General features: G+C 54.3%; 16 protein-coding genes. 9 read left to right on the top strand and 7 right to left on the bottom strand.

Annotation, left to right across the window (positions count from 1 at the left end; translation table 11 throughout):
* The first annotated feature begins 75 nt into the window (after positions 1-75).
* A complete protein-coding gene (locus SYNCC9902_RS08055) occupies positions 76-654 on the top strand; it encodes a Maf family protein (RefSeq protein WP_041425132.1) in 579 nt (192 codons plus the stop codon).
* Positions 655-812: 158 nt separating this feature from the next.
* Positions 813-2,504, top strand: a complete 1,692-nt coding sequence (locus SYNCC9902_RS08050) for a mechanosensitive ion channel family protein (RefSeq protein ID WP_011360367.1) — start codon at positions 813-815, stop codon at positions 2,502-2,504.
* Between the two features lie 47 nt (positions 2,505-2,551).
* Here SYNCC9902_RS08050 and SYNCC9902_RS08045 read toward each other — a convergent pair whose 3' ends face one another.
* Together SYNCC9902_RS08045 and SYNCC9902_RS08040 are read right to left on the bottom strand one after the other, a co-directional pair.
* Complete coding sequence (locus SYNCC9902_RS08045) at positions 2,552-3,157, bottom strand: DUF4079 domain-containing protein (RefSeq protein ID WP_011360366.1); 606 nt, start codon at positions 3,155-3,157, stop codon at positions 2,552-2,554.
* A gap of 185 nt (positions 3,158-3,342) precedes the next feature.
* Positions 3,343-3,660 (bottom strand): hypothetical protein, encoded by a 318-nt coding sequence (locus tag SYNCC9902_RS08040; protein ID WP_156771111.1) that lies wholly within the window; start codon positions 3,658-3,660, stop codon positions 3,343-3,345.
* A gap of 20 nt (positions 3,661-3,680) precedes the next feature.
* On the opposite strand from SYNCC9902_RS08040, the gene SYNCC9902_RS12575 reads away from it, so the two are divergent.
* From SYNCC9902_RS12575 to SYNCC9902_RS12565, 3 genes are all read left to right on the top strand, one after another.
* Positions 3,681-3,881 (top strand): hypothetical protein, encoded by a 201-nt coding sequence (locus tag SYNCC9902_RS12575; RefSeq protein WP_156771110.1) that lies wholly within the window; start codon positions 3,681-3,683, stop codon positions 3,879-3,881.
* A 513-nt stretch (positions 3,882-4,394) separates the two neighbouring features.
* Positions 4,395-4,538 (top strand): hypothetical protein, encoded by a 144-nt coding sequence (locus SYNCC9902_RS12570; RefSeq protein ID WP_156771109.1) that lies wholly within the window; start codon positions 4,395-4,397, stop codon positions 4,536-4,538.
* A 2-nt stretch (positions 4,539-4,540) separates the two neighbouring features.
* The gene (locus SYNCC9902_RS12565; RefSeq protein WP_156771108.1) at positions 4,541-4,693 is read left to right on the top strand and encodes a hypothetical protein; all 153 of its coding nucleotides are present in this window, start codon (positions 4,541-4,543) and stop codon (positions 4,691-4,693) included.
* Between the two features lie 268 nt (positions 4,694-4,961).
* Here SYNCC9902_RS12565 and SYNCC9902_RS08035 read toward each other — a convergent pair whose 3' ends face one another.
* Complete coding sequence (locus SYNCC9902_RS08035; protein WP_011360365.1) at positions 4,962-5,912, bottom strand: carbamoyl-phosphate synthase; 951 nt, start codon at positions 5,910-5,912, stop codon at positions 4,962-4,964.
* 454 nt (positions 5,913-6,366) lie between these two features.
* The gene (gene rpsD, locus SYNCC9902_RS08030; protein WP_009789340.1) at positions 6,367-6,975 is read right to left on the bottom strand and encodes a 30S ribosomal protein S4; all 609 of its coding nucleotides are present in this window, start codon (positions 6,973-6,975) and stop codon (positions 6,367-6,369) included.
* 75 nt (positions 6,976-7,050) lie between these two features.
* Between rpsD and yidD the strand changes: the two genes are divergently transcribed.
* From yidD to SYNCC9902_RS08015, 3 genes are all read left to right on the top strand, one after another.
* On the top strand, positions 7,051-7,329 hold the full coding sequence (gene yidD, locus SYNCC9902_RS08025) for a membrane protein insertion efficiency factor YidD (RefSeq protein ID WP_041425480.1): 279 nt from the start codon (positions 7,051-7,053) through the stop codon (positions 7,327-7,329).
* The gene (locus SYNCC9902_RS08020) at positions 7,329-7,595 is read left to right on the top strand and encodes a glutaredoxin family protein (protein ID WP_011360363.1); all 267 of its coding nucleotides are present in this window, start codon (positions 7,329-7,331) and stop codon (positions 7,593-7,595) included. The genes yidD and SYNCC9902_RS08020 overlap by 1 nt, the downstream gene beginning before the upstream one ends.
* Positions 7,596-7,855: 260 nt before the next feature.
* Positions 7,856-9,364 (top strand): UDP-N-acetylmuramoyl-L-alanyl-D-glutamate--2,6-diaminopimelate ligase, encoded by a 1,509-nt coding sequence (locus tag SYNCC9902_RS08015; protein ID WP_011360362.1) that lies wholly within the window; start codon positions 7,856-7,858, stop codon positions 9,362-9,364.
* Here the strand turns inward: SYNCC9902_RS08015 and SYNCC9902_RS08010 are convergent.
* Entirely contained in the window at positions 9,355-10,533 is a 1,179-nt protein-coding gene (locus tag SYNCC9902_RS08010; protein WP_049749490.1) for an aminotransferase class V-fold PLP-dependent enzyme, read from the bottom strand. The two genes, SYNCC9902_RS08015 and SYNCC9902_RS08010, sit on opposite strands and share 10 nt — an antisense overlap.
* 131 nt (positions 10,534-10,664) lie before the next feature.
* A complete protein-coding gene (locus SYNCC9902_RS08005) occupies positions 10,665-10,910 on the bottom strand; it encodes a NifU family protein (protein ID WP_011360360.1) in 246 nt (81 codons plus the stop codon).
* 80 nt (positions 10,911-10,990) lie between these two features.
* Between SYNCC9902_RS08005 and SYNCC9902_RS08000 the strand changes: the two genes are divergently transcribed.
* On the top strand, positions 10,991-12,499 hold the full coding sequence (locus SYNCC9902_RS08000) for a malate:quinone oxidoreductase (protein WP_011360359.1): 1,509 nt from the start codon (positions 10,991-10,993) through the stop codon (positions 12,497-12,499).
* A gap of 9 nt (positions 12,500-12,508) precedes the next feature.
* Here SYNCC9902_RS08000 and SYNCC9902_RS07995 read toward each other — a convergent pair whose 3' ends face one another.
* A complete protein-coding gene (locus SYNCC9902_RS07995) occupies positions 12,509-12,835 on the bottom strand; it encodes a DMT family transporter (protein WP_011360358.1) in 327 nt (108 codons plus the stop codon).
* Between the last annotated feature and the right edge of the window lie 28 nt (positions 12,836-12,863).

The raw sequence follows: 12,863 nt of genomic DNA, 5'->3' as shown, positions 1-12,863 counted from the left end.
AGGTCGGTGGGGTGAGCGATGGCAATACGGCCTATTCCTGGCAGCCTACGAACCGTTGTTCAGCGTTGTGTTTTCGTGCTCCTCCTTGCCTCGGCGTCTCCCGCCCGTCGACGTTTGCTGGAGCAGGCGGCGATCCCCCATCGTGTTCGCGTTAGTGGTGTCGACGAAAGCACCATTCATGACCAAGACCCAAGGGCACTCGTGCAGAAGCTGGCGTTTGCCAAGGCTTCAGCTGTTCAGAGTTGTTTGGATCCCTCAGTTGATGGGGGGATTACAGCTGTGCTCGGATGTGATTCGGTGTTTGTTTTCGAGGGAGAGGTGTTTGGAAAGCCAGCCGATGCCAAGGAGGCGATCGATCGCTGGCAACGCATGGCTGGTGGGAGTGGAGAGTTGCTGACCGGCCACTGTTTGGTCGCTGATGGGCTGGGGGCGACCATGGCTTGCGTTAGCACCGTGGTGCAATTCGCTGCGCTTCGTTTGGGAGAGATTGAAGCGTATGTGGCCAGTGGAGAGCCATTGAACTGTGCGGGAGGCTTTGCCCTCGAAGGGCGTGGTGGGTTGTTGATTCGCGGATTAAATGGCTGTTATTCGAACGTGATCGGCTTGAGCCTGCCCTGGTTGCGCACTGCCCTAGAGGATCACTGCGCTGGTTGATCACGGTGTTGGCTCTAACGGTGTTGACTTCGATTGTGGTGGGTGCACAGATGGATAAATCACCGCATCATGGGGTCGATTTGTAGAACTTTGTTGTGTGGTTTCGACTCAGGCAACGCTTTAAAAGTTTTTGTTGTCTTGTTGTAGTGGCATTGCTCATGCTGCCACTAACTAGTCGGGCTTCATTGATTGATTTGACGCCTAAAAATGGGCTTGCTCCAGTCACCCATGGCAACCCAGAATTTACACAAGAAGGGAAGTTTGAGTTAGCCAAGGTTCGTATTCTTGGGGTGCCGGCGATCAATGTGGCAACCCTTGTTCCCCTTCAGGAATCATCATCGATTGGAGCCTCTGTTCGTGCTCGAGTGATTGAAGGAAATTTGCGTGCTTTGTATCACCCAGATCAGATTTGTTCATGGAGTGAGCGACTGAGTGAGGGAATACTTAACTCAATTTTGGAGGGAAATTCTCAAGTTTGTCGCGCTGGTGAACGTTATGGATTGATGCGATCGAATGAGCCCATCACCCTGAATATTGTCCAGGAAAATAATGGTCTTTATGAGATATCAGTTCGCGTATCTGGCCGTGAAGCATCGTTTCCGCTTCTCACAATAACCAATGCAGATGCAGAGATTAATGGCCTTGATGAAAAGGCTTTGGCTGAGCTTTGGCGGGATCGTTTGGAAAAGCGTTTGAACTATGCCCGGCAGGTTTACTCCCCAGAACAGCTGCAACATCGTTTCCGCTTGGCCTTGCTGATGGAACTTCTGTTGGGTGTTGCGGTGGCGGCGACTGTTCTGCTCTGGAATCGGTTGCGTCAGCGCACCACACGATTGCAACGTGAGCATTTAGAGCGGCGGCAACATCATCGGTGGAGCGAAATGCGTCTTCATGTCGAGCAGGCCCTCACGATTGCTGTGCTTGCTCTGATGCTGACGGAGTTGGTGTTGATGTTGGCCTTTGGCCTGATGGCCATTCCTGGTCAACTGCCATTAAGCATGAAATTGCTGCTGCAACCGTTGCTGGCAATCGCCAAGTTTGTCTTCATTAGTTTTTGTGCTTACTTGCTTCGTAGTTTGGTCACCTTCTTGTTACGACAGTGGTCGGCAGATATTGATGTTCCTTTGCAGGAGCAAAATCGCAGACAACAGCGCTATCGCAGTCTTGTCCGAATTAGTCATCGATTGGTGAATGTTGCCGGTATTTTGATCGTTGGTTTTTGGGTTGTGCTCGATGTTCCAGGGGTTCGCTCCACATCGACATCGTTGTTGTTAGCTGGTGGTGCTTTATTAGGTGCTTTGGCCTTCGTTTTTCAAGGTCTTTTGCGGGATTTCTCCACGGGACTATTAATGCTGCTTGAGGATCGTTGTGCGATTGGAGATTGGATTGAGGTGGATGGAATTCAGGGTGAAGTGATTGATGTTGGTCTGTTTAGTACCCAAGTTCGTTGCCTCGATCAGCGGGTCAATGTTGTTGATAATGCGTCTATTGTGCAGATGCGTAATCACACAAAACTTCGTTCGGGTAGTTTGATTACACTGTTGATTTCGCACCGGCAAACTGATCTCGATGTTGTTTACCGAGTGTTGGCTGCTGAGATTTCAGATTTTAAGCAAGATCCCCTTTGGGGCTCGCGACTGATTGCTGATCCGATTTTGCGTGGTGTGAAACGCACATCCGCCCTAGGCGTCCATATGCAAATTTTGTTGGTGACCAGAGCCGGTGAACAGTGGACAACGGAACGGGAATTCCAGCGTCGGATTCTGAAGGCGCTTCATCGGCGTGGTGTGGACCTTGCCGATGGCCTGGAAATTTCTCCATTAGGCCTGCTGCCCTCAGGAGCTCGTTAAAACGGTGTGCCCAGTTTTGTTTTCGTTGAATCAATGAAAACACTTGATTAGCGGAGTAATAAATTTCTGGTTCCCGAGACAGCTTGCATAAAGAGCAAAAGGGCAACGATCACATTGACGCTGATATGGAGGCGTCTGATTTGCATATTGCGGCCAATGCTGGGTTGCATCGCTGTGGTTGCCAGGAGCAGGGCGATCAGCGCCATCCCCATCCAAAAGTGAGATTGCCAGAACAACGCCGTCCATGGCTGATCGCTCAGTCGCTCGACAGCCGGCTGGAGTCCGAGCAGTAAGAGTCCGATCCAGCTGATGGCGGCCCAGGCCAGGCGCTGCCAAATCAGCTTGGTTTTCAAAACTTTGCTGTAGCTGAAGAGCACCGTCCCAGCGATCAGCACCAGTGCGAGGGGAGATGTGGTGTTGAGCAGGCTGACGCTAAGGGCGATCGGAATGGCAACAAGGATCCCTCCCACGGCCCAGGCAGCATGTTGGGCATGTTCGACCGGGACCGTTTCAGCAATCGGGTTGAGCTCCAAGCGTTTTTCGCGGGCGAGGATTCCGAGACGCACCGTGGCCCCGAACACGGGGTACACGAACAGAATCATCAACACAGGATGAGCCAGGCTCAACCAGTCGTGGGGGCTTATGGATTCCATGGCCAAAGCAATCACGAAGCCTCAATGACTATCTTCTATGAATGAGCTCTCAGATGCCGCTGTTTTATTGGTATCTGACATCCACCGAATTAATACAAACTTTTTGCTTGATTGGTTCAGTGATATTCGTATTGAATTTTTCAGCATTTGGTGTTTGCTTTAGATGCTATTGTTCTCGCTTGTTTTCACAATAAACTTGCTATCCAGCCCGGGTATTTTGAACTCATATTCTGGTGACTTGCTTTAACGTTTTGCGATAGAAAATTTAACTTGTATGAATTCAAGAATTGACTCTTGATGGCAAGTCTGCTTTTGAATTCGATTGGTATCTTGATTGGGAGTGCGACTAATTCTCTCTCAAATTGTGTCCCGGCTCCCGGAAATATAGAGAAGAGATAGTTTTTGTTTGTTAAAAGTCCTGCAATGTAAGTAATTCTGTTCATTCGTTCATTCTTCTGCGCATTGGTTTTCAGCTCAAGCTCGCACAACGTTTTGCTAGCCACCACTGCACTTGCATGGAGCTGTGGCTAGTAATCAGAAAGTGCTCATCACCTTAGTGACTCAAGCAATCTCCACAAGCCAAATGCCAAGCCTCACCAAAGTTCTTGGAGAGAGTCACCTCAGTTCATTTGTATTGGAGCGGTGGGCGCAACGCCACATCCAAAAGCGTTATGCAGTAGCTCCTGTTTGCCCTCCCGAGGACGACCTGAAAGAACAGGAATGATTACTTGGAGTGCAGGCATCGACATGCCGAGCCCAAGGTCTGGGTTGTCAACTCCGATGCCGTCCACTCCTAACTGGCACTGTGCCAATTCCCTAGGCTAGGTTCATGAGGTGAGGATAAAAACTTACGGGGTGGAAACAAGGCCACACTCCCACTGAGTTTTCGGAACCCCTGCCTTTGGCGGGGGTTTTGTTTTGGCTATTCCTGCAGAAAAATTATCTGCTAGCTGGTGCAGTCTGACCGTGTAGCCCTGGCGCAACTAACGCCCACTTGGTTCTTTCTTTTGGAGTGGTCAGCCCGTGGCCTTTTCCTTCTGAAATCAAACGAGCGTGTTTTATATATCTTTCGAATGGATTTAAATTAGCTATTACAGATCTTCATAAACGTGAATGTCGGCTGTTGAACTTTTGTTCTTTATAACGGCTTTTTTTGTGAATGTCATAAAATCATTACATCATCCCAGAAGCATGTAAGGAGCCATTCCTGCAACCCCCTTTTTTGTATATAGCAACTATGCCTGAACCAAGAATCACTCCACAAGATCAGCTTCGTATCGAGCAGACGTTGGTGAAACCTGCTGCTGCTATTTGGGGGGTAAAACTTTTGAAGTTTCTCAAGCTTGAAAAGCTATTGAAGCTCGGTGACAAGGAAGGCTGACTATGAATCTCTTGCGGGCTTGTGATGACTTGAGGAGCTTTATCGAGACGGCTCAAAAGCTGATCGAGACTTGGGATGAAGACCCTGATAACTACTCAAAGCTGGAGCAAAACCTCACAGAGCTAAAAGCTGAAATAGAGAAGTTCAAAGACTGAGGCGATCACTTATCCATTTTTCAAGTGGCCGTACTTGATTGGGGTGTGTGTGGTTCGTTGGGTCAACGCTGATCCGCTGAGGCACATCGAGCCAAGAGTTTGAACCTCTGCCGGAAACACGTTGGGGCATGATCAACTACTAAAAAACCACACCTTGCGGCGGGATGATGTTTATTAAGTGCCAGGCAGTGGATGGCATTTATGCGTGATTAGCCAGTGATTAAAGAAATAAAAGTGCCTGAGGTTAAAAGAGTTTTAAGAGCCTAGGCTACATAAAAATAATCGGACACCACTCCTCGCATTTTTGAAGCCAGGAATCGTGAACCCTCACATCCCGTTCGATTGGTGTTGATGTTAAGGCATTGATTACAGGTAGTTGTTGAACAGCTTTGCGTTGCGCTGTTGTATTTGCACCACCAAAGCGAACCTTAAGGTCTGCAGAAACTCTGGTGTCAAATTCTTCGTCATAGGAGACATTCACACCAGCTGTTAATCCATTGCTGATCTCATAGGCCAAGCGTCCTCGCATACCAGAACCATCGACATCTTCTTGATCACGGTGTTGGTAGTAATAACCTATGGATGCTTTTAGAACTGGAGTGATGAAATAACCGGCATCCAGGCCGTAGGTGTTCAACGCACCAGAGTCAAAGACACTGTTGAGTCTCTGCTCCACATCACCAACAGGGATCAGTCCATAGCCGTTCAAGGTCCAGCTATTAGAAACCGCTTCTGCATTCAGTGCGATCTGCTGGAACCCGACGGTTTTCTTGTTTTTAACGTTGACGCCGGTATCGGCATCACCTGATTTCAATGTACGGCTGTCATAACCACCATTCAGGCCAAACATCCAACTGCGGTCGTTGTTCAGCCAGCGATAACCAACACGGGTTGAAGTGGACAAAGTTCCACCAGCAACCTCGGTATTGATGAGGCTGCTTTCGCCGTCGCGATCGGCGAAGTTGGCGTTGACCAGGGCATCAAGGAACCACACGCTGTTCTCACCAACAGAGAGCGGGAGAAAACCACCGATGCCTGCTTGGTTTGGTGTTCCTGCACCTTGTAGTGCGCCTTGAAAACCAATGGTGGGTTTGACGATATCAGCGAGGCTGATGCTCATCACACCAAGGTCTTCTGCTGAGCCTTCTTGAGCAGTAGCAGCCAGTGGTGCAACAAAAGCAGCAGTGGCAAGCAGCCCTGCAGAAAGACGACGCAGCATTAAACGATTTATAAACGAATTAATGGTGACAGCGATTTATGATATTTGTTACGTAAAAAGTGCAGTCCCCAAGGTGACTTTCACGGCAGTCCTTCAAAGCCAACGAAACTCGTCGCTCTTGCTAACCCCCCTGTGTGATTCGAACACACGACCTATTACTTTCTGCTGCCCACGCTCTTCATACGACTGATAAATAGCAACAAGAGAAGAAATTCACACAGTCTTTGCTGATCCTTATTTCGATGGGATGGATCGTCTCTATGACGCCATCGAAGAGATGCTGTTGGAGGGCGCAGAATTGAGAACGCTTATTCGTTGGTGATCGCAGCGAATTGTCCGCTGCATCTAGTAAGCGTTTAATCCATGCATGTCTGGATGATGCTATGTACTTAATTGCAAAAAAAAATCCCCCACCATTTGGTGGGGGATTGAATGAATAAAAAAGCTGTTGCGACTACACCTTGCGGGAGTAGTACTCCACCACCAGCAGTTCGTTGATTTCCAGGGCAACCCATTCGCGTTCGCAGCGACCGGTGCACTTGGCGCTCAACTTGGCTTTGTCCAACTCCAAGTGAGGAGGGATGTTGGATAGGCCGGGGAAGGCAAGGTTGCCTTCGGCCAGTTGCTTGCTGCCTTTCTTTTCGCGGATGGCCAACACGTCACCGGGTTTCACCTGATAACTGGCGATGTCCGTGACGCGACCGTTCACGGTCACGTGGCCATGGTTCACCAGCTGACGAGAGCCTGGAACGGTGGGGCCGAAGCCGAGGCGGAAGCAGATGTTGTCCAGTCTGCTTTCCAAAAGCTTGAGCAGGTTGGTTCCTGTGGAACCTTCCTGGGCACGGGCCTTTTTCACGTAGCGCACGAGTTGGCGCTCGGAGACTCCGTAGTTGAAGCGAAGTTTTTGCTTTTCTTCGAGACGGATTGCGTATTCGGAGCGCTTGCGACGGGCTTGGCCGTGCTGACCGGGGGGATAGGACCGCTTTGCGGCCTTCCGGGTGAGACCAGGGAGGTCTCCCAAGCGCCGCGTGATCCTCAGGCGAGGGCCGCGGTAGCGAGACATAAGTGAAGGGAGTTAGATCAAATCGCGCGATCTTTGGGCATGCTGGACCCATTACAGGTGCCAGCGCATCCATCGATGCACGAATCTCCCATCTTATCCAATGGAGACCAACCCAATCGATGGGCTGGCTTGAATCGGCGTGTAGCGGCGCTGTTGCTGGCTTTGATTGGCTTTTATCGAACCTTTATCTCGCCTCTGCTCGGACCTCGTTGCCGCTTTACGCCCACTTGCAGCGCCTATGGGTTGGAAGCGATTCAACGCCATGGGCCGTGGCGCGGCGGCTGGCTCACGCTGAAACGTGTCCTGCGTTGCCATCCCTTCACGCCCTGCGGTTGCGATCCGGTTCCTGATTGATGCACGAATTACGTCTCTACAGCCGAGCAGGCTGCTGCCTTTGCGCTGGCCTCGAGGAGCGCCTGCGACAGCTGGATTTGGACAACCTTCACCTGGAGCTACTCACAGTGGATATCGACCATCCCGAGACCCCCTCCGAGTGGAAAGCCCGCTACGACCTCGAGGTTCCGGTTCTAGTGCTGGACAGCAACGAACTACCGCGGGTGTCGCCGAGATTGTCGGGGGATGGATTGTTGAAGTGGCTTGTAAAACAGTTGCCGCAATAAACGTCGCTCAAAATGTTATGTAGGATGCGCATGTCGATTGATGAATCCTACTAAAACGGTCAACAAGTTCCGTTCGCTGTAAACACATATTTTGTGGAGATGAATGCCGGGAAAATGCTTTCTTCTGCTAAGCGGTTTGATTGTTGGATGCAATGGCATTGGCTGATTGATGAGTTAAAACCTTTTTGAGGCCAGCCACTTTTCTTCTTGCCCGGATCGCTTTAGAAAGGCCTCAGGATTCAGGTTGATCGGAGTTTTCGATGGGTCAGCTCCTGGATGAGCTTCTGCGAGATGTGGGCCTCACGCCCCCCGCAGGTGGGACCAATCCGCAGATCGAGGCCGTCACCAGTGACTCCCGCTTGGCTGGCCCAGGCAGCTTGTTTGTGGGATTGCCTGGTGAGCGGGTCGATGGAGGTTTGTTTTGGCGTCAAGCCTTAAACGCGGGTGCCGCGGCGGCGGTAATTGGTCCAGCGGCTGCTGCTTCGGATCCACCAGGGGATCACGATCAGGTGTTGGTGGTGTCCGAGCCAGTGGCCAGCACGCTTGGTGAGCTGGCGTCGTCGTTTTGGAACCGACCGAGTGAGCGAATGGCGCTGTTGGGTGTGACCGGGACGAATGGAAAAACCACCACCACCTATCTGATCGAACATCTGGCCTTGGCCTGTGGACGATCCACCGCGTTGTTTGGCACCCTCGTGAATCGTTGGCCTGGCCACAGCGTCACCGCCACCCACACCACGGCGTTTGCTGATCGCCTGCAGGCCCAATTGTCGGAGGCGGCATCGGCTGGGAGCCAGCTGGCGGCGATGGAAATCAGTTCTCATGCTCTGGCACAGCACCGGGTGGCGGGGTGCCGGTTTGCTGGCGCTGTGTTCACGAATCTCACCCAGGACCACCTCGACTACCACCTCTCGATGCAGGACTACTTCGAGGCGAAGGCCCTGTTGTTTTCGGAGGCGTTGCTGCAAGCCGGCCCCGCCCGGGCGGTGGTGAATGGCGATGACCCCTGGGGGGCAAAGCTGGCTGAACGGCTTGGATCGCAGTGCTGGCGCAGCTCTTTTACCGATTCCACGGCGGAGTTGCGAATGGAGGATCTCAGCATGACCAGCCGCGGGGTATCAGGCCGGTTGATCAGTCCCCTGGGAGAGGGTGCGTTTCAGTCGCCTCTGTTGGGTCGCTTCAATTTGATGAATCTGTTGCAAGCGGTGGGTGTTCTGCTCCAGCAACAGTTGCCCTTGCCAGATCTGCTGCGGGCAGTGAGTGATTTCCGAGGCGTGCCTGGCCGGATGGAACGGGTGCTGTTGGAGGACGCGATGACCAATTCGCTCCCCACGGTGTTGGTGGACTATGCCCATACGCCGGATGGGTTGGAGAACGCTCTTGCCGCTGCAAGACCCTTTGCCGAGGGCAAGTTGATCTGCGTGTTTGGCTGCGGTGGTGATCGCGACCGGGGCAAGCGTCCTCAAATGGCCGCGATTGCGGCGCGCTTGGCCGATCGGGTGGTGGTGACCTCCGATAACCCACGAACCGAGGATCCCCAGCGCATCCTTGAGGATGTGCTGCAGGGCATTCCGGACGGTGTTGATCGGGTGGTGGAATCAGACCGTGGGGTGGCGATTGCCCAAACGATTGCTGAGGCTGATGCCGCTGATCTGGTGCTGGTGGCTGGTAAAGGCCATGAGGATTACCAGATTCTTGGCACCGAGAAGGTGCACTTTGACGACCGAGAGGAAGCGCAAAAAGCACTACGTCTTCGGCTTCAACCTTGATGGGTGGCGAGGGCCTCACTCAGCTGGTTGAGTTCCTCACTTGAAGTGGTGATGTGGGTGCAAGCCCTGAGGCAAGCCGGGTCGGCAAGGTCTCGGATCCAGATTCCTTGTTTGCCGAGTGCCGTCACGACGTCGGCCGGTGGAGGAGCATTCTCCAGCTGAAAACTCACCAGGCCGCTGGTTGGTGGCACCGACAGCAGCGGTGTGATTCCCTCCATTGCATCCAAGCTCTGCCAGAGCATTTGGCTGTGCTGAAGGATCTGATCGAGCCGCTCTTCGGCGGGCCCCTCTTGGTCCATGAGCTCGAGTGAGCAGCGCAACCCTGCCATTAGCGGCACGCAGCTGGTGGCCACTTCAAAACGACGGCTGTCGTGATGAAAGGGATCCTCTGCATCAAAAACCGCTTTGCTTTCATCCTGCAAACTTCGCCAGCCGATCAGGGTGGGCTGGCCCTGCTCGAGGACGCGTTGGGAGAGGGCAACCCCGCCGAGCCCCTCCGGTCCAAAACACCATTTGTGGCCAGTAAAGGCGTAGATGTCGGAGGCAGCCGCTGCGGCTTGCACAGGGATCTGCCCCATGCTTTGGGCAGCATCCACGAGCAGAAACGGATGCTGTGAATGCTGCTTGAGCTGATTGGCCACCGCTTCAATCGGCATCACTTGGCCGGTGTTCCAGAGCAGATGGCTCAGCACGACGAGGCGTGTGCGGGGGTGAAGAGTGGTCTCCAGGTTTTGGAGAACACCTGCATCGGTGTCGCTTGCTGTTCCCCGCAGATGCTTCACCGGAAGGGTGTCGATCACCAGCTGTTCGCGGCGAGCGAGCTCGACGCAAGCGGCCACCACCCCCGGGTGCTCGCAGTCGCTGATTAGCAGATGGTCTCCGCTGCTAAACGGCAGGCCCCAGAGCGGCAAAACGCAGCCACTGGTGACATTTTCAGTGAGTGCCATGCGGTGGGGAGGGACCCCGCACCATTGCGCCAGGAGACGGCGGGTGCGATTCACCTCCGCGGCGATGAAGGGCCACACATCGGTGGTAAACGGGCCGAGTTCTTGGATGCGGTGCCAACTGGCGGTGATGGCTTCCAGGGAAGCCGTTGGTAACGGGCCTTGCCCTCCGTAGTTGAAGTAGGTCTTGTTCGCCAGGGCCGGCATCTGTTGGCGAAGCTGCATCGGGCTCAGACCGGTGGATTCCATCTTGATCGCCGACGACAAATCCTGTTGATCCCTGGATCGCAGAGGGCTTTTGCTGTTGTTGCTGCGGCAACGGGGAGCTAGGAAATCGGGATCGAGGCTTGGTGCCCTCAGAGCACCTGAACCACTTCACTCACTTCAGGAATTGACTCGCGCATCTTGCGTTCAATCCCCATTTTCAGCGTCATGGTGCTGCTGGGGCAGCTGCCGCAGGCTCCCTGCAGGCGCACCTTCACGATTGGGCCATCGATTTCAACAACTTCAACGTTGCCGCCATCGGCCATCAGGAAGGGACGCAATTCATCGAGCACCTTTTCCACGTTGTCCAAGGTGAGGGCCATGGTTTCGGTGCTCATCGAACGTCCACTACAACTTTGAGCCCACCCTACGGAGTGCCCCCATAGGCTGACGAGAGCGGTTTCCACCCAAGGCACTGGTGCAAAACGACGGCACGTTCGATCCGGAAGCCAGCTACGACGCTGTGTTGGTGGGCGCTGGAATCATGAGCGCGACTCTCGCGGCGTTGCTGCATGAGCTGGACCCGCAGCTGCGCCTGTTGCTGGTGGAACGCCTCGAGGCGCCAGCGTTGGAGAGCTCCGCTGCGGTGAACAACGCGGGCACAGGGCATGCAGCCAACTGCGAACTGAATTACACCCCGATGCAACCGAATGGTCGGGTCGCCACCGATAAAGCCGTGGCCATCAATGCCGCCTTTGAGCGCAGCCTTGAGTTCTGGGGGTCTCTGCTCGAGCGAGGTCGGCTCACGTCCACCGATTTTCTGCATCGAGCAGCCCATATCAGTGCCGTGTGGAGTCCTGCCAACATCGCTTTTCTGCGTCAGCGCTTTGAGCAGCTCAAAGACATCCCAGCCTTTGCTGAGATGCGATGGACCGAAGATCGGCAGGACTTAGCGGAGTGGATGCCCCTGGTGATGGAGGGGCGCGATCCCAACCAGGCGGTTGCTGCTACCCGGATTGAGCGCGGAACCGATGTGGATTTTGGTGCGCTCACCCGGGCCTACCTGCTGCCGTTGCAGAGCAGCGGTGCACTCACGGTGCAATACGGCACCGAGGTGAGCAATCTCAAGCGATTGCGTCGCCCCAACATGACTGAAGGGGATTGGCGGGTGATCACCAAGGGGCCTTCCGGTCGACGTGAGGTGCGTGCGCCCTTTGTGTTTCTTGGGGCCGGCGGTGGTGCCCTTCCGCTGTTGCAACGGTCGGGGATTCCGGAAGGCGACGATTTTGCTGGCTTCCCGGTGAGCGGTCTTTGGCTGGTGTGCAACGACGCAGACCTGGCGGAACAGCAGCGGGCCAAGGTGTACGGCAAGGCGGCGGTGGGGGCTCCACCGATGTCGGTGCCCCACCTCGATACCCGTTGGATGGATGGGCGTCGTTCCCTGTTGTTTGGCCCCTTCGCCGGATTCAGCAGCAAATTTTTAAAGCAGGGATCTCTGCTGGATTTGCCGGCCTCGGTGCGGCCAACAAACCTCTTGCCGATGTTGCAAGTGGGAGCCACCAATATTGAGTTGGTGCGGTATTTGATCAATCAGCTGCGCCAGACCCCAGACCAACGCTTTGATGCGCTTCGGGATTTTCTGCCAACAGCGCGCCAAGACGACTGGAGTTTGTCGGTAGCGGGCCAGCGGGTCCAGATCATCAAACGCAGCAAAGAGGGCGGTCGCCTGCAACTCGGTACGGAAGTGGTGGCTGCCAGCGATGGCTCATTGGCGGCGTTGTTGGGGGCATCGCCAGGGGCCAGTACGGCGGTGACGATCATGTTGGAGGTGCTGCAGCGCTGCTTCCCAGAACGGCTCGCCAGTGCGGATTGGCAAGCACGACTCAAGGCCTTGCTGCCGAGTTTCTATAGCGATCCCAAGAGCGATCCCGATGTGTTGAAGGGGATGCGGGAGCGCAGCGATGGCCTGTTGGGTCTCAGCCGCTGATACCCGTCATCACTGCTTGAGGTTCACCAGCACCACCCCCGCTGTGATCAGGGCGATCCCGATCAGTTGCCCCACTCCCATCGTTTGTTGATAAGCGAAGCGACCCACCAGAACGATCGCCACGGTGCCGATGCCGCTCCAGAGGGCGTAGGTGATGCCAAGGGGGAGGCTCATCACCACCTTGGAGAGCAACCCCATGGCAATGGCGTAGGCCGAAAACACCAGCAGTGTGGGGACCGGTCGTGTCATCCCCTCGGAGAGTCGTAGGCAAGAGGTGCCAATCACTTCGGCGCTGATGGCGAGAAGGAGCAGGGTCCAGGGATTGTTCAAAGGCAACCGAGCTTCTCCTTAGGATTAGTTCAAT

Source organism: Synechococcus sp. CC9902 (assembly GCF_000012505.1).
Classification (GTDB): Bacteria; Cyanobacteriota; Cyanobacteriia; order PCC-6307; family Cyanobiaceae; genus Parasynechococcus.
Note: the sequence above shows the minus strand (reverse complement) of the source record. Positions and strands in the feature narration are given on the sequence as shown.